Origin of the sequence: Streptomyces sp. 1222.5 (assembly GCF_900105245.1) — a bacterium.
Taxonomy (GTDB): domain Bacteria; phylum Actinomycetota; class Actinomycetes; order Streptomycetales; family Streptomycetaceae; genus Streptomyces; species Streptomyces albidocamelliae.
Genome location: NZ_FNSZ01000001.1, coordinates 727,059 through 752,273, shown reverse-complemented (window position 1 = coordinate 752,273; position 25,215 = coordinate 727,059). Strand labels below are relative to the sequence as shown.

Sequence of the window (25,215 nt, the reverse complement as noted above, 5' to 3'; positions counted from 1 at the left end):
CCCGAAAGGGAAACGCACGCCGGTCAGCCGATCGGGCGCGCACCGGTCTCCCAGGGCCAGGCCGCCCCGAGGCCGCACTCGATGAGCGGGACGAGACGGAAGGCGGCGTCGCTCAGGCCGCCGAACGTGTGCCGGTGCCGTCCCCTCGCGGCGTGACCGTACGTATATCCGGCGAGATTCCACGTGTAGACGGGGATGTGCCGCGGGACGGCGGCGAACGGGTCGACGCCGTAGGACGGGTGGGCCTGTTCGTCGGTGACGACGACGACGCGGTCGTGGTGGCGGTAGTGCCGCCGGACGGCCGCGGCGGTGCTGGTGCCGCCGAGCTCGTGGAACCGGTCCACCGCGCGCAGCACGGACTCGCCGGGCGCCAGTGCGACGACCCGGCTGCCGGTGCCGAACTCGACGAGGTCGGCGTGCTCGGCGCGGAGCGCGAGGGCGCTGCCGAACACGGCCGCGGAATCGGCGCGGTTGAGCTGGGTCCGGGCACTGGGCGTGTCGAACATCGCCCCCGACCGGTCGACCAGGACGAGGGTGCGGCCGGACAGCGCGGGCACCTGGGCGAGCGAGTGCCCGAGAGCGGTCTCCAGGGCGTCGTGCCAGCGGGGCGAGGGCGCGTTGCGGTGGGCGGCGAGATACCGGAAAGGGAACTGGCGCGAGCGGCGCACCTCGTCCCGGTCGGAGATGCGGCCGGCCACCTCGGCCGCCACACGGTCGTCGACGCCGGCGGCGTCGAAGTTGCGCAGGTTGCGGACGAGGGCCATCGGACCCATGGAGGGGATCAGCGCCTCCCACACGGCCGCGTCGAGCGGGCGCTGGAGCCATCCGGCCACGGATTCCCAGGTCATTCCGGCGGCGGAGAGCCGCTCGGCCCCGCCGGGCGAGGTGACGAGGTCGTACCGCTCCGCCACGGCCACGGCCATGAGGGCCCGGTGCGCGAGGAGGAGGTGGTCGCCGGCGGGCGGCAGGGCGAGGTGGGGCCGGTAGCGCCGGTCGAGGGCGTACCGGAACACCCCGTCCTGCCAGGGCCGGTCGGGCGCGGGTACGGGATGGGTCAGGCGCAGGACGTCGGCGAAGCGGAAGCCCCGGGACGGGGTGTCGTACTTCAGCAGCGCACCGCCGGTGTACAGCCGCTGTACGGCGTCGGCGACACCGCGCTTGAGGGGCTGGGGGAGTCGGCTGCCGTACCGGGAGGTCCAGTAGGCGAGCAACTCACCGGGTTCGTCGGCGCGTTGCAGCACCGCCCCGACCGCCTGCCGAGAGTACCCGGAGGCTCCGGCCTCCAGGCGTGCCCGGACGAACTCGGCCGCACCGACGACGGACGCGGTCCGCATGTGCGCCTCCGTACGCAGCCAGCGGAGCAGCCCCAGGGTCCACGCGGGATCGCTGACGGCGAGCCGCCGTACGAGAGCGGAGTACCGGTCGTCCCGTGAGCCGGCGCTCTCGTAGAAGGTCTCCTGCCCGACCAGGTTGCCGACGGCCAGCAGGAACAGCTCCTCCTTCGGCGTACGGGCGTATCCCGCGCCGCCCTCGTGATTGACGGTCACGGCCGAGGGCACGGCGGGTGCCCGCCGCCGTGCGGGCAGGATCCACTGCCCGTGCGTGGAGAGCGGCGAGGTGCGTCCTCGCGCGGTCAACCCGGGCACCTCGGCCTGAATCTCGTTCCTGGCTTCGGTCTTGGCCCGCTGGCGGCTGAACCGGGTCATGCAGACAGATCCCCCTGGAGGGTGCGGTGGACAGGCGCGTAGGGAAGTGAGGGAAAGCGTGGGGACGTCTCCCGAGAAGGATTGGGCACCGGTGTGGGTTTCGTCGTCAGGAAGTAACCGGGGCTCGGCGCATCGGAAGACGTCACGGGGGACGGTATCCGCGGGCCCCCGGTGCGCGCATCCGAATTGATCCGGCGTCCCGCGCCGGCCTGTGATGTCCCCCACCTGCCCTTGTCGCGGTGGGGAAGGCGTACCTAAGTTCGATGGTATGTCCCTCCATGATCCCACTCCTCCCACCGAGCCGGTCGACTTCGCCGTCGATCTGAACAGCCACGAGATGATCCGGCGGGCCCACGTCATGGACGCGCTCGGCCCCGGCTGGGACCCCGTGAAGGTGCTGCGCGACGAGGAGGAGGCGTACGACCTGCTGTACTCCGGCCTCGACGAGGAGCAGCAGCGGGTGTACGACACCCTCGTCCGGGCCGGCGTTCTCCCCGAACGCGGAAACGGCCGTGCTTCCGCTTGATCCGCAGGCGGACATCGGGCGCCGCGCCTGGGTGACCTGCCCGCACTGCGAGGACCACCGGGAGTGCGCCGTGTGCGAGCAGGGCCGCCGGTGCCCGGACCACTGGCGCTACCTGCTCAGCAACACCGGCAGTCTCCTCCATCTGCAGTGCCCCTCGTGCACGCACATCTGGGACCACGAGACGGGCTTCGGCGCCACCCGTACGAAGTGGAAACGCAGGACCAGCGGTATGTGACGGCACCGGTGCGGCGCCCGCTCCCGGCCGCCGCGCGGACGCGCCGGTTGCGGCCGTGCCGGGTGATGGCCACCGTGGACAGATGATCCTCGTACCGGGCGTGCTGTGGCGGCGGGGGCGGGCGGGCAGGGCGCTGGGCGCCGGCGTCGCCACCGGCGTGTTCTTCGGGGCCTTCGTGTTCGTCGAGTCGGGGTCCTGGCTGGGGCCCGCCGTGGTGTTCGTGGTGCTGAGCGTGTTCTACGGCATCCGTGTGGCCCGCCGGGCGGACAGGCTCTGGCCCGCCGCCGGGCACATGAACGCCGCCGACCGCGCGGCCGTCGTCCGCGCCACCCGGCGGGGCGAGGCCGTCGGTGACCCCCGGCTGGCGCCCGCCGTCTCCGAGTACGCGGGTGCCCTGCGCCGGGCCGCCGAGGAGGACCGGCTGCGCCGCTGGGTGATCCTCCTCGTCACCGTGCTCGCGCTCGCTCTCGCCGTGTACGACACGCTGACGGGAACCACCGGGGAGACCATCGCCTCCTGGCTGCTGGTCGTCCTCCTCCTGGCCGACCTGCTGTGGTGGCCCCGCCGACGAGACCGCCTGCTGGCACTGGCCGACCGGGCGGAGGAGACATCGCTGCGCCGCGCCCACGAGGCGAGCGGCGCGAGGGACGACGGCTGACCCGCGCGACCCTTGGGCCGGACGCCCTCAGCGGCAGCCGGTGCCGGGCAGTTGCTGTTCCGCCCAGATCGTCTTGCCCGTCGCCGTGTACCGGGTGCCCCAGCGCTGGGCGACCTGCGCGACCAGGAACAGACCGCGTCCTCCCTCGTCGGTGCTCAGCGCACGCCGCAGGTGGGGCGAGGTGTTGCTGGTGTCCGACACCTCGCAGATGAGGGTCCGCTCATGGATCAGACGAAGACCGATCGGCCCCGACGCGTGCGTGATGGCGTTGGTGACCAGTTCGCTCACGATCAGCTCGGTGGTGAAGGCGACGTCCTCCAGCCCCCACGCGGCCAGCTGGCACGCCACCTTCTCGCGGGTCTCGTGCACCGCCTGCGGATCGGCGGGCACCTCCCAGGAGGCCACCCGGTCCGGGGTCAGCGCGCGGGTCCTGGCGATCAGGAAGGCGACGTCGTCGCGCGGATGGTCCGGCAGCAGGATGCGGACCATCGTGTCGCAGATCTCCTCCAGCGGCCGGTCGGGGTGGGCCAGGGCGAAGCAGAGCCGCTCGAAGCCGACGTCGACATCGCGGTCCGAGGCCTCGATCAGACCGTCGGTGTACAGGGCGACGACACTGCCCTCCTCCAGCTCGATCTCGGCCGACTCGAAGGGCAGACCGCCCAGGCCGAGCGGGGGACCGGCGGGGATGTCGGGCAGCTCGACGGGCTCGCTGAGATGGGCGATGGCGGGGGTGGGATGGCCGGCCCGTGCCACGTTGAGCTTCCGCGAGATCGGGTCGTACACGGCGTACACGCAGGTGGCCCCGACCACCATCGGGTTGTCCGTCGCCGCCTCGGCCTCCTCCGCCAGGCGCAGCACCAGGTCGTCGACGTGGGCGAGCAGCTCGTCGGGGGTCAGGTCCAGGTCGGCCAGCGTCTGCACGGCCGCACGCAGCCGCCCCATGCTCGCGGCGGCATGGATGCCGTGGCCGACGACGTCCCCCACGACCAGGGCGACCCGGGCGCCGGACAGCGGGATGACGTCGAACCAGTCGCCCCCCACGCCCGCTTCGGCGTCGGTCGGCAGATAGCGGTAGGCGACCTCGACGGCGCAGTGGTCGGGCAGATCGGGCGGCAGGAGGCTGGTCTGCAGGGCCAGGGCGGCATTGTGCTCGCGGACGAAACGCCGGGCGTTGTCCACGCAGACCGCGGCGCGGGCCACCAGCTCCTCGACCAGCAGGAGATCCTCCTCGTCGAACGGGTCGGGGTTGTCCCAGCGCAACAGCGTGACCACCCCCATGGTCACGCCCCGCGCCCGGAGCGGTACCACCAGGTGGGTGTGCACCCCGAGCCGGACGAGCTTGGCCAGCCGCTGCTGATCGCCGGCCAGCCACCAGGTCGTCGGATTCAGCACCGGATCACGGATCGGCCGGCCGGTGGTCAGACAGCGTCGCTGCGGAGACTTGGGCGGGTAGCCGGTGGGCTCCCCGATGGGGACGACCGCTTCCGGTATCTCCTCGCGGATCGACAGGTGCGCGGCCCGCTGGAGCGTGCCCCCGGCGATCGGGCCGGAGCTGAGGTCCTTGGCGGCGAGGACGCCCTGGAAGAGATCGATCGCCGCGAAGTCGGCCAGCTGCGGCACGAGGACCTCGGCGAGTTCCTGCACCGTGCGGTCGAGGTCCAGAGTGGTGCCGATGCGCTGCGCCGCCTCGTTGACCAGGGCCAGCCGTTCGCGCGCCCGGTCCTCGGCATTGAACTCGACGGCGGTGTGGCACACCCCGAGCGTCTTGCCGTAGGGATCGCGCAACGGGAACGAGGAGCGGAGCCTGAGGTGACCGTGCGAGCCCCGCCGGGACATGCCGGCCGGGGGCGTCACCTGCTCCAGGGCCGGTGACACCCGGCCCCACATCAGCACCTGGCGCGCCTGCCAGTCGACGGACGGCGGCACCTCACCCGACTGCGGGATACGGGCCGTGCCCTCGGCCCCGTCGTGGAGCGGCAGGCCCTCCATCGCGGCCAGCACCTGGTTCACCCACTGCAACCGCAAATCGGCGTCCAGGACCCCGACGCCGATCGGCGACTCCTCCAGCAGGCTCCGCAGCACCGCCTGGTCCAACTCCCACTGACGCGAGGAGGCGACGTCACAGGCCACGGCGAGCCAGCCGGAGCCCTGCTCCGCGTCCAGCGGGCACGCCCGCACGGCCAGCTCCACGGGGTGGCCCGCACGATGACGGACGGTGACCAGGCCCTCCCAGCAGCCCTCGAAACGCCGGGCCCGCGACATCATGGACGCCGGTGACTCCTCGCTCACCAGCACGGACATCGCCGGACGCCCGAGCACGTCCGCCGCCGGATACCCGAGCAGAGTCTCCGCCCGCTCGCTCCAGTGACGGATCATGCCGTGCACGTCCACCAGGACGACGGCGGCCGACGTGATGCCGAACGGATCGCCCCGGTGCTCGTTCGCCATATCCCTGAGACCCATGCTGTCGGCCCCGTCCGCGGGCAACTTTCCTTGCACTACGGTCTCACATAGCCCCCGACGTGTCTTCGCACCCGTGATGCCCATGGGGTGGCGCCCCTCCCCGGGAAGGGACCGGGCCGCGGTGTCCGGATGAGGACTCCGCGTCGCCGGAGCAGGCGCTCGCCCACGGTTCGCGCACCGGGCGGCGGAGCCGCGGCCCGTGGTCCGGGAGCCAGGACGTAGCCGCTGATCAGGGGGCCACACCCAGCGCGCGATCCACGTACGTCCAAGAAGTCCGGAGCGCCCCGAGGCAGCCTGGGGCGCGGGCCGCCCGGCGGAGTGGTCGGAAACCCGAACTGGTGAGTGGGCGGGCGGTGTTCGGACGTAGGTTGTGCCATGACTGATCCACGCCCTGGCTGAAAGACGGACTCGACTCATGACCGATCCCGCTACGACGCCCGAACCAGAGACGCACCAGAAGATCGACACCTCGGTGCCGCACTCCGCGCGCATCTGGAACTACTGGCTCGGCGGCAAGGACAACTACCCCGTCGACGAGGAGGCCGGAGACGCCTACACCGCGGTCTTCCCCGGCATCGTCACCATCGCCCGCAGCAGCCGGGCCTTCCTGCGCCGCAACATCACCCACCTCGTCACCGAGGCGGGCATCCGGCAGTTCCTGGACGTCGGCACCGGCCTGCCGACCGCCGACAACACCCACGAGGTCGCCCAGCGGCTCGCGCCCGACGCCCGGATCGTGTACGTCGACAACGACCCCATGGTCCTGGCCCACGCCCGCGCCCTGCTGTACTCGTCCCGCGAGGGCGCGACCGCCTACATCGACGCCGATGTGACGGATCCGGAGCGCATCCTCGCGGCCGCCGCCGAGACGCTGGACCTCAGCCGCCCCACCGCGCTCATCCTGAGCAACATCCTGGGGCACGTCGCCGACCGGGAGCAGGCCCGCTCCATCGTCACCCGGCTCATGGCGGCGCTGCCGTCGGGCAGTTACCTCTCCATCAACGACGGGTCGCGAGGCATCGACCCCGTCTTCGAGGATGCCCAGGACGGCTACAACAAGAGCGGTGCGGTCCCCTACAACCTGCGCACCGTCGACGAGATCACCTCGTTCTTCGACGGCCTGGAACTCATCGAGCCCGGCGTCGTTCCGGTCACGCAGTGGCGTCCCGAGCCCGGCGGGCCGGCCGGGGAGGTCATCGCCGAACACGGCGGACTCGCCAGGAAGCCCTGACCGGACACACCCGGCGGACCCCCCCTCCGCCTCGCGCGAGGCGGAGGGGGAGGGGCACGGGTCCGGGGCCCCCGGGCACGGCGCCGCTCACATGCGGGGCCGCCGTCAAGGGTGCAGGCTGGCAGAGGACGAGGTCGCCGCGGCGGAGGAGGGTCCATGAGTGCTCAGCCATCGGCGGCGTGCGACCCCCGCGATCCCGCTCTCCAGGGACAGACCCTCATCGTGATCGGCGGCAGCGCGGGCATCGGACTGGCCACCGCACGGCATGCCCGCGCCGAGGGCGCCGACGTGATCCTCACCGGCCGGGACCCCGAGCGGCTGCGCACCGCGGCCGCCGAGGCCGAAGCGGTCGGCACCGCCGCCTTCGACGCCGACGACCCGGCGCAGTTGCGGAACTTCTTCGAGGAACTGCCGGGGCCGATCGACCATGTGCTGATCACCGCCGGCCACCCGTCGTACGGAAGCCTGCTGGACATGGACCCCGACGACGCGCGCCGCGCGCTCACGGGGCACATGGTGCTCGCGGTGGAGGTCGCCCGCCACCTGTCCGGCAGGGTGCGGCCGGGCGGCAGCCTGCTGCTCATGGGCGGCACGGGCGCCCGGCGGGTCCGCGGCGGCCTCGGCAGCGCTTCGGCCGTAACCGCGGCGCTGCCCGCGCTCACCGCCGGCCTCGCCCTCGAACTGGCGCCCGTCCGCGTCAACCTGATCGCCGCGGGCTTCGTCGACACCCCGTTGTCGGCCAGGCTCCTCGGGGACGAGCTCGACGCCCGCCGCGAGCACCTGCGCGCCACGCTGCCCATCGGGCGGGTCGTCGTGGCGGAGGACGTCGCCGCGCTCGCCGTGCACCTCATGACCAACACGGCGCTCACCGGGGCGACCTATGACGTCGACGGCGGCCAGCAGTTCGTCGACTGAGGCCGGCGACCGCTCACCCGGCCGTGCCGCCCCGCGCCGGGCCCGCGCCCCGCTCCACCGCGCCGATGAGCGCGTCGCGGCACGCCACGACGGCGGGGTGCCCGCCCCGGCCGCGGCGGACCACGGTGAAGATGCGGCGGGTGTTCCGGCCGCGGGGGAGCGGTCGCAGTGGGACGGTCGCGGGCTGTGCGGTCCGGAGCAGGTCGGGCAGGAAGGCCGCGGCGTGTCCCTGCTCGACGAGGCGCAGGTGCAGCAGGAGGTCGGTGGTCTCGAACCGCACGTCGGGTTCGAAGCCGGCGTCCCGGCACACCGCCACGGCCCAGTGCCGTGCCGCCGTGCCTTCGGGTTCCATCACCCAGGGGTGGCCGGCCAGGGCGCGCAGCGCCGCCATCGGTCCCCGGCCGCGGGAGCCGGCCGCCTCGGGCACGGCGAGCCGGAGCGGGTCCTCCAGCAGGTCCTGTTGTTCGAGTTCGGTGGGCCGCGGGCCGGGGTCGCCGGGATACTCCTCGGCGAGGACGAGGTCGAAGTCGCGTGCCTGCAAGGCCGGAAGGGCCCTTTCCGGCTCCATGTGCGTGACGTGCACCCGCAGATGCGGATGCCTGTCGCGCAACAGGCCGAGCGCGGCCGGTACGAGAGTCAGCGCGGCCGTCTGGAACGAGGCGACACGCAGCGTCCCGGTCAGGTCGGTCAGCGAGGCGGCGATGTCCGCCTCCGCGCGTTCGAGGCGCTCCAGCACTGCCTCCGTGTGCGCGACCAGGATCTCGGCCTGCTCGGTCAGCCGCACCCGCCGACCGACCGGCTCCAGCAACGGCACACCGGCCTCCGCCTCCAGCAGGGAGAGCTGCTGCGAGACGGACGAGGGGGCGTAGGAGAGGGCGGCGGCGACGGCCGCGAGGGTGCCGCGCCGCTTGAGCTCGCGCAGCAGCCGCAGCCGGTGCAGATCGAACATGGTGGGCCCGCCTCCCGCCCGTCCCGCTTCCCTCGAACGATCGGCTCATCCGATGGGTGCGAGTCGGAAACATTCGCTGGACCGATCATAGAACCCTGCCGGATCCTGTACGTGTGTCCGACAACGCCTCCCCCTCGTCCGCACTGCCCTGGCGCGTGCGTCCCGGCGCCCGGCAGTGGCGGTGCGCCCCCGCGCCCACCGCCGCGGTACGGGCCTTCCACTCCTCGCTGGCCGACTACTTCCCCACCCCGCTGACCGAACTTCCCGCGCTGGCGGCGGAGTTCGCCGTGGGGCGCGTCTTCGTCAAGGACGAGTCCTGCCGTCTGGGCCTGCCCGCCTTCAAGGCGCTCGGCGCGTCCTGGGCGATCCACCGCGTACTCGCCGAGCGCGCCGCGAGCGGTGAGCGGCCGGGCCCGGTCACGCTGGTGACCGCCACCGACGGCAACCACGGCCGGGCGGTGGCCCGGCTGGCGCGCAGACTCGGGCAGCAGGCTCACGTCTACGTCCCGGAGGGGGTGCACCCGCGGGCCGTGGAGGCCATCGTCGCCGAGCAGGCGAAGGTCACCGAGGTCACGGGCTCCTACGACGACGCGGTGCGCCTCGTGTCCGAGGCGGCCGCGGACCCGGACACGGTCCTCGTCCAGGACTCCGCCTGGCCCGGCTACGAGCGGATACCGGGGTGGATCGTCGAGGGCTACTCCACCCTGTGCGCCGAGATCGACGAGCAGTTGACCGCCGCCGGCGTCGCCGCGGGCCCCGACCTCGTCGCCGTACCCGTCGGGGTGGGATCGCTGGCGCAGGCCGTCCTCACCCACTACCGCGGCCGCCCCGCCGGTCCCGCCCCCGCACTGCTGGCGGTGGAGCCGGAGACCGCCGCCTGCGTCCTGGCGAGCCTCGACGCCGGCGAACCGGTCAGCGTCCCCACCGCGCGGACCGTCATGGCGGGGCTGAACTGCGGTACGCCCTCCCGCAACGCCTGGCCCTACCTGTACGGCGGACTGGACGCCGCGGTCGCCGTCCCCGACGCCGCGGCCGCCCGTGCGGCCGCCCGCCTCGCCGCGCTGGGTGTCTCCTCGGGCCCCTGCGGAGCCGCGGCGCTCGCCGGCTGCCACGCGGCGCTCACCGGGCCGGGCGCCGGGGAACGCCGTACGGCGCTGGGGCTCGACTCGGCCTCGGTGGTCGTGCTGCTCAGCACCGAGGGCGCCGACGCCAACCCCCACTCCACCGTCGTCCACTGAGGGAACGGCAGCGTGCTGACCCATCTCGTCGCCGCGATCGGCGTCCTCGACCTGCTGACCGTCGTACCGGGCCCGGACATGGCGGTGGTGACCCGGCGCGCCCTCGTGGCCGGCCTCGGGGACGCGCTGCGCACCGTGGCCGGGATCGCGACCGGTCTGCTCGTCTGGGGCGCGCTGGCCGTGGCCGGGCTCGCCGCCGTGCTGGCCGCCTCGCCCGCGGCCTACCTGGCCGTCAGGCTCCTGGGCGCCGGCTACCTGGTGTTCCTGGGCGCCCAGACGCTGTGGCAGCACCGGCGCGCCGCGTCCGCCGCCCCGTCGTACGCGGGTCCCGCGGCGGTCGGCAGCCCCTGGCGGACGGGACTGGTCAGCAACCTCCTCAACCCGAAGATCGCCGTCTTCTAGACCGGGCTGCTGCCCACGCCGGCCCCGCCCGGGCTGCCCCCGGCCCGGGCCATGACACTCCTCGTCCTGCTCCACACCGCCCTGACCCTGGCCTGGCTGGGCGGCTACGTGCTCCTGCTGCCCAGGGCGGGGCCCGTACTCCAGAAGCCGCGGATCCACCGCGCGCTCGGGCGCACCACGGGCGTCACGCTGATCGCCTTCGGACTCCTGCTCGCGACGGCCGGCGCCTGACGGCCGTTCCGCGACCGAGGCGCCCCACCCGCGGCACCGGTCCCGCCACCCGTGGCCCGCGGGCCGCGGACCGCATCATGGAGTGTGGACGGAAAACCGCATTCCGGTGGGGCCGAGCCGGTGGACGCGCTCGAAGTGGCACCGACGCCCCGTACGGCGGTGGCGTGGCTGCCGCCGCGGGAGCTCTGGCCGGCGATCCAGGACATCCGCTGGGAGCACGACCCGCAGGTACGCCGGTGGCCACCGCACGTGAACCTGCTGTTCGGCTTCGTACCCGAGGAGGAGTTCCGGGCGGCCCTGCCGCTGCTGGCCGCCGCCGCGTCGGAGAGCCGGGCGTTCACCGCGCGCCTGGCCGGGGTGCGGTACTTCCGCCACCGGCACTACGCGACCGTGTGGCTCGACCCCGCCGCGGCGGGGCCGGCACCGTGGGCCCGGCTGCACGCGGTGCTGGCGGCGAGGTTCCCGCTGAGCCGCGGACGCGGCGCCCGCTTCACCCCGCACCTGTCCCTCGGCCGTACCCAGGACCCGCAGGGCCTCGCCGCCGAGTGCACCGCCCGGCTCGCCGCGCGCTCGGCCGTGGTGGAGGAGGTGGTCGTGCTCTCCCGCCGGGGCGAGGAGCCCATGCGCCCCAGAGCCGTGATCACGCTGGGCACGGGCGTGGTTCGCCGGGTGGCCGAGCACTGACGGTCCGTTCCGCCGTTTTCCGTGATCACCCGTATGGAGCCGACCGGTCCCGGGAGTCGGGGATACCCGGCGCGTGCGGGGTTGAGGGCTCAGCCCGTGCTCCTTGGAAAGTGCCGCGGCCGGTTCCCGAACCGGCCGCGGCGCACTGGCGGCCCGTCAGGCTCGTTCGGCGTGTACGACCATGGCATGCGAGCCCAGGCCGATGAGGCGTTCCCCCGCGATGTCGCCGAGGGCCGTGTACACGGTGAGGATCGCTCCCGTGGCCGGTTCGAAGGCGATGTCCTTGACGGTGCCGTGCTCCACGCCGTACTCGGTCAGAACCCGGCTCCCGACTGCTTCGTGATGCTCGGGGAGGTGGTCCTGCCCGGCCCCCGCGGCGTTGCGCGACCGCACGATGACGGCGTCCTTGCCCACCGCCTCCACCGCGCTCCAGTCGACGACCGTGGCGTCCTTCGGTGCCCCGGACAGGCGCAGACAGGCGACGCTCCTGGAGTGGGGATCGATGGTCAGGTCCTTCACCGTGCCCAGGGTCGCCGCTTCCTCGGCGGTGATCACCGGCAGGCCCCGGGTCTGCGTGAAGAGCATCATGCGAGGTCTCCTTCGCCGGCCGTACGGGTTTCGGGAACCGCCCGGGCGGCGTCCGCCCGGAAGGCCTCCACCTGGGCGTCGAAGCTCGGAAGGTCGTCGGCGACGAAATGACTGGCCCGCGCGGGCACGACCACCGCCTGCCCCGACACGGCCAGCGTCTGCCCGCGGGGGATGAACACCCGGCGCTTGTGCGGGTCCAGGTTCTCGTTGGCAGCGATCTCGAAACCGACCACCCGCCCGTCGGCGCCGGCCTCGATCACCATGTCGCGCACGGTGCCCACCTCGGTGCCCTCGTCGGTGAGCACGGGCACCCCGATCACCTGACCGTGTCCCGCGTCCCGCGACCCCACGACGGCGTCCCGGTCCTCCAGGACCGTCTCGCTCGGGATCATCACGGCCGCGGGCCCCACGGCGTGCACCGCGGAGAACGGCAGGCTCTTCTTCAGCGGGCCGGCCAGCAGGCCCCGTCCGCTCAGGGTGAAGCCGGTGATCCGGCCCGCCCCGGCGTCGAAGACGGTGTCCTTGATCTGCGCCACGGCCTCACCGGCCAGGGTGACGACCACGCGCCTGCCCAACTCGGAGGCGAGCATCAGCCTGTTCACAGCCGGCCTCCCCGGCCGGGGCGGCGGCCTCCGCGCACCGCGATCACGGTCCCCGCGCGGCGCCTGGCCTGAACCGCCAGCGTCGCCGCGCTCAGCAGTCCGACCACCGCGACGAGGAGGACCACCCAGAGCCACCACACCATCGCCGACCTCCTTCTGGTCTTCCCCCATGTCCGGCCCCGTTTCCCCTCGTGCTTCCGGTTGCCCGCAAGGCGGACCGGCACGCCTGCCGACGGCGGGCGGAGGAACCGGGGGAGGGGCGCCGGACGGGGCGTGACAAGGCGCCCCGTGCGGCAGTTCGACCGTCAGTCGGTGGGGGTGCCCAACCGCAGGTGTGCCGTGACCTGTTTGCCGGTCCTCCACGGGTCCGTGCGCACCTGCTCGCACAACTGCGTGACCAGGCGCAGACCGTGTCCGCCGACCCGGCTGCCGTCCTGGGGGCGCACGTCGGGCGGGCGGGGTGAGCCGTCGCGGACGGCGATCAGCAACACGGCGTCTTCGGCCGACAGTTCGAGCAGAAGGGCGCCCGGTCCGGGCGCGTGGCGAAGGGCGTTGGTGACGAGTTCGCTGACCACCAGCTGGGCGTCCTGACTCGGCCGGTCGTCGGGATGATGACCTGCCCGCGCCAGCAGCGTGCGGACCGTCCGCCGGGTGTCGGCGATGGATATCCCGGCCGTGTCCCAGGCCGTGCCGGACCGCAGTGGGCCCTCGTCGTGTTGTTCATCCGCCGCCTGCTTCCTAAGCGGGATGACCATGGATGCGTCTCCGTGCCTGTTGAGTCTGTGCCGTTGACAGCACAGTGTTCTCGTTGTGCCGTTTTCGCCTACCCGGGGTGATCCGCTTCATGGTGTGGTGCCGTCCACATGGCCGTGACTGTGGCCGTGGCCGGCGTCGACGACGTGGAAGTGGTCGATGGTGCCGCTGATGGTCAGGAGTCTGCGGACCGCAGGCTGCAACGGGCCGAGCACCACCAGGTCCCGGCCGTCGGCCAGATGCCGGCGCCGCGCCCCCAGAAGGGCGTTGAGGAGCATGCTGTCGGCGAAGCTCACCTGGGACAGATCGACCGCCGTCACCGGCAGCGCCGCCCGGTCGGCCGCCTCCCACGCCGCGTCGAAGTCCTCGGCGTCGTCGTGGTCCACCTCGCCGCGCACGGTGAGAACGCAGGTCTGCTCGTGGCGGGTTACGTGAACTTTTGTCTCGGGAGCCGCGTGCATGAAGTCATCCTCACAGCGCAGAGTTCTGCGGGTCTAGTCGTACGTGCCGGCTGTACGCAGTGCGTCGGCCCCGGGTGATTTCCCCCATGTGACCCGTCGCAGCGGGTAAAGGGGCACTCATGAAGGACATCGCGGAGCGCTCCCGTCCGAGCGGCACAGGTGTCGGCAGGGCCCGCCCTCCCGGGCGTCCGGGACGCCGCTGTGTGTCACCGGTGTGAACCTCTTCTCGCCGCGCGCGACCGTGTCACCGCCGACCCGGATCGCGGCCGGGCCACCGGCTCCGCGAGACATGGCACACAGTCACGGCGGATCTCCCCGGTACGGGGTATTCGAACTTTCGGACAGGACGCCCCTCGGGCACTGTTGTTGTTTGACAACAATAGTCATGAGGCAACAGAGTAGCCGTGTCGGATGTACGCGGGGAAGGACGTGGAATGCTCCGGTGGACGGAGACCTCTCCGTGTACTGGTCATGATCGCCGAAGGGCGGTGGTGACACCGCTGCCGCGTGCGGAACTTCAGGCGGTCTGGCTGCCGGAGTCCGGCGTGTCCCTGTGTATCTGCGTCGCCGCGGCGGCACAGAAGGCCTCCAGCCCGTCCAGCAGGGCTACGCGCTTGGCGGCGGGCATGTCCGCCAGGACCTTCCGCAACTCCTGCTCCCGGCGGGCGCGCAGGTCGGCGAGGAACGCGCGGCCCCTGCCGCTGAGGTGCAGCCGCACCTCGCGCCGGTCCTCCGTGCCGACCACCCGCTCGATGAACCCCGCGGCCTGCAGCCGGTCGCACAGCCGGCTCGTCGACGGCGGCGTGGAGGCCAGGCATTCGGCCAGGGTGCGCAGGTTGATGCCGTCCTGGTGCTCGAGGATGTGCAGCACGCGCAGTTGGGACGCGGAGGTGGGCGCGGTGGACGCGCGACCCCACACGACCTCCAGCAGCTCGGCGGCCGTGGTGGTCACACGGGCGACCTCGTCGGGCTCCGGGCGGCGGCGGAAGGCAGTCACGGTCACACTCTCGCAGGCACTGTGGTGCCCCTCAGCGTACTAGGCGCCCGCGCCGGCTACAGATGACTCGGGGCGACCGACGCGGCTCCTCCCGCCGAACCCGGCCCGGGGAAGCCCGCACGGCGTACGGAGAAAGATTGGTGTATCCCCATCGTGAAGAGATTCGAAGCAGCTGAACGCGCCCTGCGCACAGCGGCTCCCCATGAGTTGCTCGACGCCGTCCGTGCCGTCCTGACCGAGCGGTACGACGCGGAGGCCGTCGAGCTCTTCATGGCCGACTACGGCCTGACGGTGCTTCAGCCGGTGTCCGTGCTGCCGCACACCCTGGAGCCGGTCCCGGTGCACGGCAGCCCGGTCGGCCGGGCCTTCGCCTCGCAGGCGCCGTACTGCGAGGAGGGGCGGGACGGGCGGACGTACGTGCATCTGCCCGTGAGCGTACGCGGCGACCGGCTCGGCGTACTGTCGGTGACCCTCCCGGGCGGCCTCGCTACGCACGAGCTGGTGTCCGAGCTGGCCGAGGTCGCCGATGTGCTGGGGCACGAGGTGATCGTGGCCGAGCGCGACACCGACCTGTACCTCCAGGCGCGCCGCAAGGAACGCCTCACCCTGGCCGCCGAGATGCAGTGGCAACTGCTCCCCGGCCGCTCCTGCTCCCGCGCCGAGTACGACCTCGGAGCCCAGCTGGAACCCGCCTACGCCATCTTCGGCGACAACTTCGACTGGTCCGCCACGGCCGACCACCTGATGCTGTACGTCACCAACGGCATGGGCGAGGGCATAGAGGCATCCCTGCTGACGAACCTCGCCATCAACGCGCTGCGCAACGCCCGCCGCGCCGACATCCCCATCGCCGACCAGGCGGCCCTGGCCGACCAGGCCGTCTACGCCCACTACCGCGGGCGCTGCTACCTGTCCGTCCTGATGTTCGACTTCGATCTTGCCACCGGCCGGGCGACCGTCGTGGACGCGGGTTCCCCGCAGCTGCTGCGGCTGCGGGGCGGCACCGTCGAGCGCGTCACCTTCGACGCCCAGCTCCCCCTCGGCATGTTCGAGGAGACCGACTACGTGACGCAGGACTTCGCGGTCGAGCCCGGCGACCGGCTGGTCTTCGTCAGCGACGGCGTCCACGCGGTGGCTTCCCCGAAGGGCGAGGCGTACGGCGAGGCGGCCCTCGTGCGGGCCATCCAGTCCACCCGGCTGCTGCCCGCGCCCGACGTGCCCCGCGCCATCCTGACGGAGCTGAACCGTCACCGTGGTACGGGCGCCCTGCCGGACGACGACGCGCTGGTGGTGTGCCTGGACTGGCGCGGGCGGCCCGGCCGGTCGTGACGCTCCCCGTTCGCCGGTACGCCGGGCACGATAGCGTGGCTCTACGAGTCGAGAGGGCCGATGCCGTGACAGCCTCTGAACCGCTCCCGTCCGTGGAGGCCCAGCTCCGCGCGGCCCCGCCCCACGCCCTGGTCGCCGCGGCGCACCGCATCCTCGCCGAACGCCTCGGTGCGCATGAGGTGACCCTCCTGCTCGCCGACTACGGACTGGCCGTCCTGCAGCCGGTCTCCCACCTGCCCTGCACAGGAGACCCGATACCCGCGCAGGAGGGCCCGGTCGGCAGCGCCTTCGTCCGGCAGAGCCCGGTGATCGAGGTCCTCCGCGACCCGGCCGCCCACCTGGTGCACCTCCCCATCACCGTGCGCGGAGACCGCCTGGGCGTCCTCTCGGTGCGCCTGCCCGACGGCGCCGCGGACCCGGAGACCGTGCTCCAGCTGGGCGGCTTCGCCACGGCACTCGGCCACGAGGTCGTCACCGCCGACCACGAAACCGACCTGTACCTCCAGGCCCGTCGCACCCGCCGGCTCACCCTCGCGGCCGAGATGCAGTGGCAGCTCCTGCCCGGCCGCGGTTCCGCCCGCGAGGAATACGTCATCGGCGCCCATCTGGAGCCGGCCTACTCCATCGGCGGCGACAACTTCGACTGGTCGGCCGACGCCGGCCACCTCACGCTCACCGTCACCGACGGCATGGGCAAGGGCATCGAGGCCGCTCTCCTCACCAGCCTCACGGTCGGCGCGCTGCGCAACGCCCGGCGGGGCGGTCTCGGCCTGGCCGACCAGGCCTGCCTCGCCGACCAGGCCGTCTACGCCCAGTACGGCGGGAAGGCGTACGCCTCGACACTGCTGCTGAGGTGCGACCTGGCCACGGGCACGATGACCGCCGTCGACGCGGGTTCACCGCAACTGTTCCGCCAGCGGCGGGGCCACACCGAACGCGTCGAGCTGGACGCCCAGCTCCCGCTCGGCATGTTCGAGGAGACCGAATACGTCGAGCAGCACTTCCAGCTCGAACCGGACGACCGGCTGATAGTGGTCAGTACCGGCGTGCACGGCACCCGCTCCGCGGGCGGCGACCTCTTCGGCGAGGGCGCCCTGCGGCAGATCCTCAGTGCCACCCGTCCCGCGCCGCCGCACGAGGCGGCACGCGCGGTCGTCGCCGGCCTGGTCCAGCACTTCGGGAGCGACGACCTCGTGTCGGACGCCGCCGTGGTCTGCCTCGACTGGCGCGGCCACCAGGGCTGACGCGCCCCCGTCAGCCGGGGCCGCCCCCCTCCGGCGAGTCCCCGTCCTGGGCCGCCAGGAAGCTCTGGAGTCCCCGCCGCAGCGCGTCGCGCTCGGTCGTCTCCATGGCCGCGAGCACGGCGGCCAGCGCCTGCGACCTGCGCGAGGCCACCTCGTGCAGGACCTGCCGGCCGTGTCCGGTGAGGTGGAGCTGCACCTCACGGCGTTTTTGCGGGTGCAGTACCCGCTCCAGCAGACCGGCCGCCTCCAGCCGGTCGCACAGCCGGCTGGCCGTCGGCAGCCCGATGTCCATGCCCACCGCCAGCGCGGTGAGATTCTGCCCCGGCTCCGCTTCCAGGATCCGCAGGGCCCGCAACTGGTGCGGCGACAAGCGCAGGCTCGCCCCCTGAGCGGCGACCGACCACAGATTGGCCAGTCTGTCCACGGCCTCGGCGATCGTCGAGGCGAGGGACACGGAGTCGTCGTCCGGTCCGCTCACTCGGCCGTCTCCGGAGCCACTGAGGCCAGTCACGAACGCATCGCTTTCAGTAATCGCCGGTCCACACGGTTACCACTCTTATTCCATCGCGGTACCCGAAGTGTCGCGGGGCAAGCGCGTCCGGCCGGGCGATGTCCCGCGGTCACGAAACCTTCGACGGGCGGGAACGCAATCTCCATCACCCGCCCATTGAAGCGTGTACACCCGGCGAGCGGTCACCGAACCGGGTCAGAGGAACCGGCGGACCGGGGTGACGGCCGCCTCCTTGGCGCGCTGGAGCATCGCGCGCCGTCTCCACCGGCCGAGGTCGATGTCGACGCTGTTCTTCAGGTCCGCGTCGTAGTCGGCGTCGAGGGTGGCGGTGAACTCCTCGTCCAGGACGGCGAGCATGACCTCTTCGTCGTGGTCCATGGAGCGCCGGTTGAAGTTGGTGGAACCGATGAGGGAGGCGACCGAGTCCACGGTGATGATCTTGGCGTGCATCATCGTCGGCTGGTACTGACGGACGTGTACGCCCGCTTCGAGCAGACGGGTGTAGTGATGCTGTCCGGCGAGCTGGCAGGCGCGCTGGTCGGTGTGCGGGCCGGGAAGCAGGATCTCCACGGTGACGCCGCGCTCGGCGGTCCGGCACAGCAGGTCGATGAAGAAGGTGTCCGGGGCGAAGTAGGCGGTGGCGAGGCGGAATCGTTCCTCGGCGGAGGTCAGCATCACCCGGATCAGGGTCTGCATGTCCTGCCAGCCGATGCTGGCGGAGCCGCGCACCACCTGCACGACCGACGAGCCCGGCTGCTGGTGCTCGACGAACCGGTCGCGGTGGTCGAAGAGTTCGTCGTGGCACTCGGCCCAGTTCTGGGCGAACGCGGCCGCGACACCGTCCACGGCCGGGCCGCGCACCTGGACGTGTGTGTCCCGCCATTCGCCGGGGTTGCGGGCATCGCCGCACCATTCCTCCGCGATGCCGACGCCACCGGTGAACGCGGTGTGCTCGTCGACGATGAGGGCCTTGCGGTGACAGCGGTGGTTCTGCTTGAACGGCGAGAGCCGGACGGGCTTGCGGAACCAGGCCACCTCCACACCCGCCTCGTCCATCATGTCGAGCAGGTGCTGTTCGATCTGCTGGGCGCCGAAACCGTCCAGCAGCAGTCGTACCCGCACGCCCGCGCGGGCCCGGTCGGTGAGCGCCGCCGCGAAGTCGCGGGCGATCTGGCCGCGCCAGTACACGAACGTCATCATGTCGATCGTGTGCTCGGCCGCGCGGATCGCGCCGAGCATCGCCGGGAAGATCTTGTCGCCGTTGCGCAGGGGCACGAGCTCGTTGCCTTCGGTGGCGGCCACGCCGATCAGCCGCTCCAGGCGCCGGCGCAGGCGCTGCTTGCGGGCCGCGAGGTCCGGTTCGCCGGTGCGAACGGGGGCTGCCGCTATGCCGTCGAGGGTCACGCCCGGTCTCCTTCATCTGTGCAAGACGTGATGCGGGCCTCCGATCCAGCCCGGACAATCAGATGCCCGGCGGCCACCGCGTCACTCCCCGGGGCCGCGGGAGGGGTGTTCAGCCCTACGGGGACACGGTTCCGGCGGGGCGCGGACGGTTTCCGGGCCGGGGAGTGGCGCGCGCGTGGTACTGGTTATGCACCCGGATGGCCTCGGCACAGGCAGCAGAAGCGCGGACCCCGTGTCCGCCCGGGTGCGGAGCCGTGTGGATGAGGTGGGTATGGCAGAGCCGATGGGTCTGGAGCGCGAAGGCGGGTGTGGCGGCATACCGGACGACGAGCCGCCGACCGAGCCGACGGCGGCGGCCGGGCCGGTGACGCCTGCCGAGCCGGCGACGACGCCTGTGTCTCCGACGCCGACCGAACCGGCGATCACTCGTGAGGTGCCGCCGACCGAGCCCTCGACCGGCATCGACGTGCTGCCGACCACCGACCCGACGACGGCAGCCGCGCCGTCCGCCTCGGCAGGGCCGCCGACGCCGGCCGTGCCTTCGTCGCGGACCGACCTGCCGCCGGCCGAGCCGGTGGCCGCCGTCGACCCGGTGCCGATGCCGGACCCCGAGGTGACGGCCGTGCCTTCGGCGCCGCGGACCGGGTTGCCTCCGACGGCCGAGACGATGGTGGTGGCCGGGCCGGTGGAGGCTGCCGGGCCCTTGACCGACGTCGCCCCTTCGCCGAGGAGTGAGTCGATGACGGTGGCCGAGCCGTCGGTCATGGCCGGGCCGGTGGTGAGGGGACCGGCTCCGACACCGACCGACCTGCCGGCGACCGAGCCGGTGGCCGCCGTCGACCCGGTGCCGACCACCGCGTCGGCGACGGCGGCCGGGCCGTCGGCCTCGGCCGGGTCGATGACGGCAGCCGACCCGGTCCCGACGGCCGAGCCGCTGGCGGTGGCTGAGGCGATCGTGGTGGGCGGACCGGTGAGGGCGGCCGTGCTGTCCGGTGACGGCGGTTGCATAGCCGAGGCGCGTCACCTCGCCGTCGGGTTCCTGGCCGAGGTCGCTGCCGGGGGTCGTACCGTGTCCGAGCGGAGTGTGCATCTCGTCCAGCTCGTCGTCAGCGAACTGGTCACCAACGCCTGCAAGTACGCGCCCGGCCCGGTGCTGCTGAAGCTCCGTGTGTCGGGGGACACGGTGGAGGTGGAGGTGTGGGACGGCGATCCCGTGCTGCCCACCGCGCGGGTGGCGGACCCCGGGCGGGTCGGCCAGCACGGGCTGGAGATCGTCAAGGCCATCGCCGTGGCGCTCGGCGCGGAGCGGGCGGCTACGGGCAAGCGGGTCACCGCGACGATCGCCCTGGACCCGGATTCCGAACCCGGGGGGCATGCATGTGGCGAGCCGGGGTAGACGCGGGAGCGTCGGCCGCGGAGCCGACGACAACAGGGCCGATCGACCGGGTGGGGCGCATGATGGCGACGACGACCGTGCAGAGCACTGAGCAGAAGGTGGACGTTCCGGCGATAGCGGACCCGTCCAAGGTCGCCCCCCGGGACGCGCGGGCGCTGTCCAAGGTGTTCTTCGACCAGCTCGCGGTGCTGGAGGAGGGCACGCCCGAGTTCCAGTACGCGCGCAACACGCTGATCGAGATGAACATGTCCCTCGTCCGTTTCGCGGCGGCGCGGTTCCGCAGCCGGGGTGCGGAGGAGATGGAGGACATCGTCCAGGTCGGCATGATCGGTCTGATCAAGGCGATCGACCGGTTCGAGCTGTCCCGTGAGGTGGAGTTCACCTCCTTCGCGGTGCCGTACATCGTGGGCGAGATCAAGCGGTTCTTCCGCGACACGTCCTGGGCCGTGCACGTGCCCCGGCGTCTGCAGGAGGCCCGCGTCCAGCTGGCCCGTGCCAACGAGGAGCTGCGCAGCCGGCTCGGCCGTACCCCCACGGTCAAGGAACTGTCCGAGCTGATGAGCCTTCCGGAGGACGAGGTCGTCGAGGCCCAGCTCGCCTCCAACGGCTACAAGTCGGCGTCCCTGGACGCGGCGATCAGCGGCAGCGAGGACGGTGAGGCGGCACTGGCCGACTTCATCGGCGACGAGGACGCGGCTCTCGGACTGGTCGAGGACTTCCACGCCCTCGCACCGATGATCGCCGAACTCGGCGAACGCGACCGCAGGATCATCCACTGGCGCTTCGTCGAGGAACTCACGCAGGCCGAGATCGGCGAACGTCTCGGCGTCTCCCAGATGCACGTCTCCCGACTGATCTCCCGCCTCCTGGCCCGCCTGCGCGAGGGGATGCTCAGCGCGGACTGAGAGCGCGCCCGGAGCGGACGCAGAACGGCCGGATCCACCGGATCCGGCCGTTCGTCACGTGTGTCCCGGAGCGGTGGCGGCGTGGCGCCGCCCCTGCCCGGGGTCCTACTCCCGGGGCGGCTTGACCGCGATGTCGAGGTAGAAGGTGTCGATGCTGCGGACGGCCGCCTCGAAGTCCTCCAGGTTCACCGGCTTGGTGACGTAGGCGTTGGCGTGGTGGCGGTAGGCGCCGGTGACGTCGTCGGGCGCGGCGGACGTGGTCAGGACGACGACCGGAATGGTCCGCAGATCGGCGTCCTCCTTGACCACGGCGAGGAATTCGCGTCCGTTCATGCGCGGCATGTTGAGGTCGAGCACGATGAGGTCGGGGCGCTCGTTGTCCGGGTCGCGCAGGTACTCCAGGGCGGCGATGCCGTCGGAGACCTGGGTGAGGTTCCGGGTACCGCGCTCGGCGAGGGCGTCCTGGATGAGCATGGCGTCGGCGACGTCGTCTTCGACCAGCAGGACGTCGTAGGGGCGGATTGCGGCGGCAGCCATGGGTCACGAGCTCCGGGGTTCGGGCGAGGTGGGGGAAGGTGTGCGGTTGCTGATCAGCCCGGGCCAGCGGCGTCGGGCTCCTTGACGGCTCATGTTCACAGCCCGGCCGATCTCGGGGTATCCGGCTCCGCTCGCGGCCGCGGCGCGGGCTGCCTGGTCCTCCAGGTGCCGGACGGCCTGCTTGACGCCGCGAAGGACGCGCAGGCGCACGAGCGCCCGTCTTCGGGCGTCGGCTACCGTGCCCGCGGGCGGGTGGTGGGCGTCCCGGGCGAGTCGCCGGGTGAGCTCCTCCACCACCTGGGTCACCAGCGCGGCCGTTTCCCCGTGCGAAGGCGAGGGGGAAGGGTGAGCGGGCATGGCGTCACCCTACGGCGTCGATCGGTGACGAGACAACATGCGTTGTCGGTCCCTGGGTACAGTGTGCTTGCCACATGACAACAGCGGCCGACTCGTCGAGGGAAGAATGCAGAGCGCGATACAGACCGAGCCGTCCGCCACGGCCGCGTTCTCCGGCTGGACCACCCGGCGCTGGCTGCGGACCGGGGTCGCCGGCACCCTGCTCGTCCTGGCGGTCCTCGGATCACTGGGCGGCTGGGCCATGTGGCGTACGTCCCAGATCACGACCCAGCTGGTCGACCGGCGCTCGCCCGCGCTGATCGACGCCATGCGGGTGGAACAGGCTCTCGTCAACCAGGAGACGGGCATCCGCGGCTACGGACTGTCGGGCCGCTCGGACTTCCTCCAGCCGTACGCGGAGGGCGTGTCCGACGAGAAGGCCGCCCTGCGCCGACTGCGGCCCCTGGTCGAGGGTGACACCCGGGCCCGCGCCGACCTGGCCACCGTGGAGGAGCTGGCCGGCACCTGGCAGAAGCGCATCGCCGAGCCCGTCTCTGCCGCCCCCGCCCAGGAGGCGGTCGTACTGTCCACCCGGCGGGCCGCCGAGGGCAAGTCGGAGTTCGACGCGTTGCGCGGCGCGATGACCCGGCAGCAGGCCCACCTGCAGAGCGAGCGGGAGCAGGCCGTGCGCGACCTGCGGCGGGCGGTGACCCTGCGGAACTGGATGTTCGCCGTCATCGCCATGGTCATCGCCCTCGTCGCCGTGCTCGTCTTCGAGGGGCTGCGCCGCGGTGTCACCGGCCCGCTCGCCCGGCTGGGCACGGCCGCCCGTGAGGTGGCCCGGGGCCGTTTCGACCGCTCCCTCGCCGGCACCGGCCCCGCCGACCTGCGGCAACTGGCCTCCGACGTGGACTCGATGCGCCGACGGCTGGTGGAGGAGCTCCAGTTCAGTGAGGCGGCCCGCCGTCTGCTGGACGAGCAGGCGGAGGACCTCAAGCGGTCGAACACGGAACTGGAGCAGTTCGCCTACGTCGCCAGCCACGACCTCCAGGAGCCGCTGCGCAAGGTGTCCAGCTTCACCCAGCTCCTCCAGCGGCGCTACGGCGGACAGCTGGACGACAAGGCGGACCAGTACATCGCGTTCGCCGTCGACGGCGCCAACCGCATGCAGCTCCTGATCAACGACCTGCTGGCCTTCTCGCGGGTCGGCCGGGTGCACAACGACCACCAGACGGTGGACCTCGAAGGCGTGCTGAACCGGACGCTGGACGTGCTGAGCGTGGCCGTGGAGGAGAGCGGGGCCGAGATCACCCACGACCCGTTGCCCACGGTCGTCGGGGACAGCACCCAGCTGGGCATGCTGTGGCAGAACCTGCTGTCCAACGCGATCAAGTTCCGCAGCCCGGACCGCCCGCCCCGGATCCACGTCGGCGCCGTGTCCGACGACGGCGTCTGGGAGTTCACGGTCACGGACAACGGCATCGGCATCGCACCGGAGTTCCAGGAGAAGGTGTTCGTCCTCTTCCAGCGGCTGCACACCAAGGACGCCTATCCGGGCACGGGCATCGGTCTCGCGATGTGCAAGAAGGTCGTCGAGTTCCACGGCGGCACGATCGGGATCGACCCCGACTACAAGCCGGGCACCCGAGTCGTCCTCACCCTGCCCGCCGTCGGGCCCGCGCCCGCCGCCGAGAGAGAGACGCAGTCGTGACCGGCCGGGCCGCGGTTCGCGCGGAGCGGTTCCGCATCCTGCTGGTCGAGGACGACGACGGAGACGCCCTCCTGGTCGAGGAACTCCTCTACGACACCGACATGCCGCACGCCCTGACGCGCTGCCGCACGGCCGCCGACGCGCGAACGGCGCTCGCCTCGCACCCCGTCGACTGCGTCCTGCTCGACCTGCACCTGCCCGACGCGTCCGGAGTGGAGACGGTCCAGGCCGTCCAGGCCGCCACCCGTGCCGCCATCATCGTGCTGACCGGCCTCGAGGAACCCCGCGCCGGAGTCGACGCCCTCGCCGCCGGCGCCCAGGACTACCTCGTCAAGGGCAAGGTCGACCCCGACCTGATGCAACGCGCCGTCCGCTACGCCGTCCAGCGAAAGCAGGCCGAGCGCGCCAACGCGGACCTCCAGATCGGGCGCCTGCGCGCCGAGGAGAACGCCCGTCTGGAACGCGGTCTGCTGCCGGAACCGCTGCTCTCGCCCGGCGCCGTCACCGCCTCCAGCCGCTACTACCCCGGCCGGGCACAGGCTCTCCTCGGCGGTGACTTCCTCGATGTCGTCCAGACCGACGACGGACAGGTCCACGCCGTCATCGGAGATGTCAGCGGCCACGGCCCGGACGCCGCCGCGCTCGGTGTCTGTCTGCGCATAGCCTGGCGTGCCCTGACGCTCGGCGGCCACCGCGACCAGCATCTGCTGCACCTCCTGGAACAGATCCACATCGCCGAACGCACGGGCAGCGACCTGTTCGCGACCTGCACCCTCATCACCCTCGATGCGGGTGCGCGCATCCTCACCCTGCACCTGGCCGGGCACCACGAGCCCCTCCTCATCACCCCCGACGGGACCCGGGAGATCGCCGCCGCGCACGGAGTCGCCCTCGGTATCGCGCCCGGTCTCGGCAAGTGGCCCGCGACCACCCTCGCGCTGCCCGCCCGGGGCGCGCTCATCGCCTACACCGACGGCCTCGTCGAAGGTTTCGCCGACAGCACCGGCGCCCGGCTCGGCGTGGAGGGCCTGCTGCGCATCATCGACGGCATCCGCACCCCCGACCCCGGCATCCACCTGGACCGGCTGATCGCGGGCACCCGCACCCTGAACGCCGACCGGCACACCGACGACCTCGCCGTCCTCCGCCTCGACTGGAACGCCGGCCTGCCCGGCTCCGACGGCCCGCGGCCCTGAGGCGCAG

At 72.5% G+C, this 25,215-nt stretch carries 26 protein-coding genes and 1 pseudogene; 14 read left to right on the top strand and 13 right to left on the bottom strand.

Annotation, left to right across the window (positions count from 1 at the left end; all coding sequences use genetic code 11):
• Positions 1 to 23: 23 nt before the first annotated feature.
• On the bottom strand, positions 24 to 1,706 hold the full coding sequence (locus tag BLW57_RS03590; RefSeq protein WP_093472076.1) for a TROVE domain-containing protein: 1,683 nt from the start codon (positions 1,704 to 1,706) through the stop codon (positions 24 to 26).
• A gap of 268 nt (positions 1,707 to 1,974) precedes the next feature.
• Between BLW57_RS03590 and BLW57_RS03585 the strand changes: the two genes are divergently transcribed.
• The 3 genes from BLW57_RS03585 to BLW57_RS03575 all read left to right on the top strand — a co-directional run bounded on the left by BLW57_RS03585 (position 1,975) and on the right by BLW57_RS03575 (position 3,125).
• Positions 1,975 to 2,232 (top strand): DUF6400 family protein, encoded by a 258-nt coding sequence (locus BLW57_RS03585; RefSeq protein ID WP_093472074.1) that lies wholly within the window; start codon positions 1,975 to 1,977, stop codon positions 2,230 to 2,232.
• A complete protein-coding gene (locus BLW57_RS03580) occupies positions 2,219 to 2,467 on the top strand; it encodes a hypothetical protein (RefSeq protein WP_093472073.1) in 249 nt (82 codons plus the stop codon). The genes BLW57_RS03585 and BLW57_RS03580 overlap by 14 nt, the downstream gene beginning before the upstream one ends.
• 82 nt (positions 2,468 to 2,549) lie before the next feature.
• Complete coding sequence (locus tag BLW57_RS03575; protein WP_093472071.1) at positions 2,550 to 3,125, top strand: hypothetical protein; 576 nt, start codon at positions 2,550 to 2,552, stop codon at positions 3,123 to 3,125.
• A gap of 27 nt (positions 3,126 to 3,152) precedes the next feature.
• Here BLW57_RS03575 and BLW57_RS03570 read toward each other — a convergent pair whose 3' ends face one another.
• A complete protein-coding gene (locus BLW57_RS03570) occupies positions 3,153 to 5,588 on the bottom strand; it encodes a SpoIIE family protein phosphatase (protein ID WP_176985441.1) in 2,436 nt (811 codons plus the stop codon).
• A gap of 415 nt (positions 5,589 to 6,003) precedes the next feature.
• Between BLW57_RS03570 and BLW57_RS03565 the strand changes: the two genes are divergently transcribed.
• Together BLW57_RS03565 and BLW57_RS03560 are read left to right on the top strand one after the other, a co-directional pair.
• Positions 6,004 to 6,819, top strand: coding sequence for an SAM-dependent methyltransferase (locus tag BLW57_RS03565; protein ID WP_093472070.1), 816 nt, complete (start codon positions 6,004 to 6,006; stop codon positions 6,817 to 6,819).
• Positions 6,820 to 6,975: 156 nt separating this feature from the next.
• Positions 6,976 to 7,734 carry an SDR family oxidoreductase gene (locus tag BLW57_RS03560; protein ID WP_093472068.1) on the top strand — a complete coding sequence of 253 codons (759 nt, stop codon included), beginning with the start codon at positions 6,976 to 6,978 and terminating at the stop codon, positions 7,732 to 7,734.
• A 13-nt stretch (positions 7,735 to 7,747) separates the two neighbouring features.
• Here the strand turns inward: BLW57_RS03560 and BLW57_RS03555 are convergent, their stop codons facing one another.
• Entirely contained in the window at positions 7,748 to 8,683 is a 936-nt protein-coding gene (locus BLW57_RS03555; protein WP_093472067.1) for a LysR family transcriptional regulator, read from the bottom strand.
• A gap of 113 nt (positions 8,684 to 8,796) precedes the next feature.
• Between BLW57_RS03555 and BLW57_RS03550 the strand changes: the two genes are divergently transcribed.
• From BLW57_RS03550 to BLW57_RS03540, 3 genes and pseudogenes are all read left to right on the top strand, one after another.
• Positions 8,797 to 9,921, top strand: coding sequence for a diaminopropionate ammonia-lyase (locus BLW57_RS03550; protein WP_093472065.1), 1,125 nt, complete (start codon positions 8,797 to 8,799; stop codon positions 9,919 to 9,921).
• A 12-nt stretch (positions 9,922 to 9,933) separates the two neighbouring features.
• Positions 9,934 to 10,554: pseudogene (locus tag BLW57_RS03545) on the top strand (LysE family translocator).
• Between the two features lie 120 nt (positions 10,555 to 10,674).
• Positions 10,675 to 11,238 carry a 2'-5' RNA ligase family protein gene (locus tag BLW57_RS03540; RefSeq protein ID WP_256339369.1) on the top strand — a complete coding sequence of 188 codons (564 nt, stop codon included), beginning with the start codon at positions 10,675 to 10,677 and terminating at the stop codon, positions 11,236 to 11,238.
• 156 nt (positions 11,239 to 11,394) lie between these two features.
• Here the strand turns inward: BLW57_RS03540 and BLW57_RS03535 are convergent, their stop codons facing one another.
• The 6 genes from BLW57_RS03535 to BLW57_RS03515 form a co-directional block, all read right to left on the bottom strand.
• Entirely contained in the window at positions 11,395 to 11,826 is a 432-nt protein-coding gene (locus tag BLW57_RS03535) for a PRC-barrel domain-containing protein (protein WP_093472062.1), read from the bottom strand.
• Positions 11,823 to 12,428: a PRC-barrel domain-containing protein gene (locus BLW57_RS03530; protein ID WP_093472061.1), complete on the bottom strand. Its 606-nt coding sequence runs from the start codon at positions 12,426 to 12,428 to the stop codon at positions 11,823 to 11,825. Before BLW57_RS03530 ends, BLW57_RS03535 begins: the two co-directional genes overlap by 4 nt.
• A complete protein-coding gene (locus BLW57_RS41220) occupies positions 12,425 to 12,571 on the bottom strand; it encodes a hypothetical protein (protein WP_176985440.1) in 147 nt (48 codons plus the stop codon). The genes BLW57_RS03530 and BLW57_RS41220 overlap by 4 nt, the downstream gene beginning before the upstream one ends.
• A gap of 162 nt (positions 12,572 to 12,733) precedes the next feature.
• Positions 12,734 to 13,183: an ATP-binding protein gene (locus BLW57_RS03525; RefSeq protein WP_093472059.1), complete on the bottom strand. Its 450-nt coding sequence runs from the start codon at positions 13,181 to 13,183 to the stop codon at positions 12,734 to 12,736.
• Between the two features lie 87 nt (positions 13,184 to 13,270).
• Complete coding sequence (locus tag BLW57_RS03520) at positions 13,271 to 13,642, bottom strand: STAS domain-containing protein (protein ID WP_093472058.1); 372 nt, start codon at positions 13,640 to 13,642, stop codon at positions 13,271 to 13,273.
• A gap of 517 nt (positions 13,643 to 14,159) precedes the next feature.
• A complete protein-coding gene (locus tag BLW57_RS03515) occupies positions 14,160 to 14,645 on the bottom strand; it encodes a MarR family transcriptional regulator (protein ID WP_256339368.1) in 486 nt (161 codons plus the stop codon).
• A gap of 147 nt (positions 14,646 to 14,792) precedes the next feature.
• On the opposite strand from BLW57_RS03515, the gene BLW57_RS03510 reads away from it, so the two are divergent.
• Together BLW57_RS03510 and BLW57_RS03505 are read left to right on the top strand one after the other, a co-directional pair.
• Complete coding sequence (locus tag BLW57_RS03510) at positions 14,793 to 15,968, top strand: PP2C family protein-serine/threonine phosphatase (RefSeq protein ID WP_093472056.1); 1,176 nt, start codon at positions 14,793 to 14,795, stop codon at positions 15,966 to 15,968.
• A gap of 65 nt (positions 15,969 to 16,033) precedes the next feature.
• Positions 16,034 to 17,212: a PP2C family protein-serine/threonine phosphatase gene (locus BLW57_RS03505; protein WP_093472054.1), complete on the top strand. Its 1,179-nt coding sequence runs from the start codon at positions 16,034 to 16,036 to the stop codon at positions 17,210 to 17,212.
• Between the two features lie 10 nt (positions 17,213 to 17,222).
• Here BLW57_RS03505 and BLW57_RS03500 read toward each other — a convergent pair whose 3' ends face one another.
• Entirely contained in the window at positions 17,223 to 17,723 is a 501-nt protein-coding gene (locus BLW57_RS03500) for a MarR family winged helix-turn-helix transcriptional regulator (protein ID WP_093472053.1), read from the bottom strand.
• A 195-nt stretch (positions 17,724 to 17,918) separates the two neighbouring features.
• On the bottom strand, positions 17,919 to 19,127 hold the full coding sequence (locus BLW57_RS03495) for a phospholipase D-like domain-containing protein (protein ID WP_176985439.1): 1,209 nt from the start codon (positions 19,125 to 19,127) through the stop codon (positions 17,919 to 17,921).
• A 271-nt stretch (positions 19,128 to 19,398) separates the two neighbouring features.
• On the opposite strand from BLW57_RS03495, the gene BLW57_RS42995 reads away from it, so the two are divergent.
• Complete coding sequence (locus BLW57_RS42995; protein WP_371127772.1) at positions 19,399 to 20,523, top strand: ATP-binding protein; 1,125 nt, start codon at positions 19,399 to 19,401, stop codon at positions 20,521 to 20,523.
• A gap of 62 nt (positions 20,524 to 20,585) precedes the next feature.
• Positions 20,586 to 21,428 carry an RNA polymerase sigma factor SigF gene (locus BLW57_RS03485; protein ID WP_093480496.1) on the top strand — a complete coding sequence of 281 codons (843 nt, stop codon included), beginning with the start codon at positions 20,586 to 20,588 and terminating at the stop codon, positions 21,426 to 21,428.
• Positions 21,429 to 21,533: 105 nt separating this feature from the next.
• Here the strand turns inward: BLW57_RS03485 and BLW57_RS03480 are convergent, their stop codons facing one another.
• Complete coding sequence (locus BLW57_RS03480; RefSeq protein WP_093472051.1) at positions 21,534 to 21,965, bottom strand: response regulator; 432 nt, start codon at positions 21,963 to 21,965, stop codon at positions 21,534 to 21,536.
• A 3-nt stretch (positions 21,966 to 21,968) separates the two neighbouring features.
• Entirely contained in the window at positions 21,969 to 22,322 is a 354-nt protein-coding gene (locus tag BLW57_RS03475) for a hypothetical protein (protein ID WP_256339367.1), read from the bottom strand.
• Positions 22,323 to 22,428: 106 nt separating this feature from the next.
• Between BLW57_RS03475 and BLW57_RS03470 the strand changes: the two genes are divergently transcribed.
• Both BLW57_RS03470 and BLW57_RS03465 read left to right on the top strand, forming a co-directional pair.
• Positions 22,429 to 24,012 (top strand): sensor histidine kinase, encoded by a 1,584-nt coding sequence (locus BLW57_RS03470; RefSeq protein WP_093472048.1) that lies wholly within the window; start codon positions 22,429 to 22,431, stop codon positions 24,010 to 24,012.
• Complete coding sequence (locus tag BLW57_RS03465) at positions 24,009 to 25,208, top strand: PP2C family protein-serine/threonine phosphatase (protein WP_093472047.1); 1,200 nt, start codon at positions 24,009 to 24,011, stop codon at positions 25,206 to 25,208. The genes BLW57_RS03470 and BLW57_RS03465 overlap by 4 nt, the downstream gene beginning before the upstream one ends.
• Positions 25,209 to 25,215: the final 7 nt, after the last annotated feature.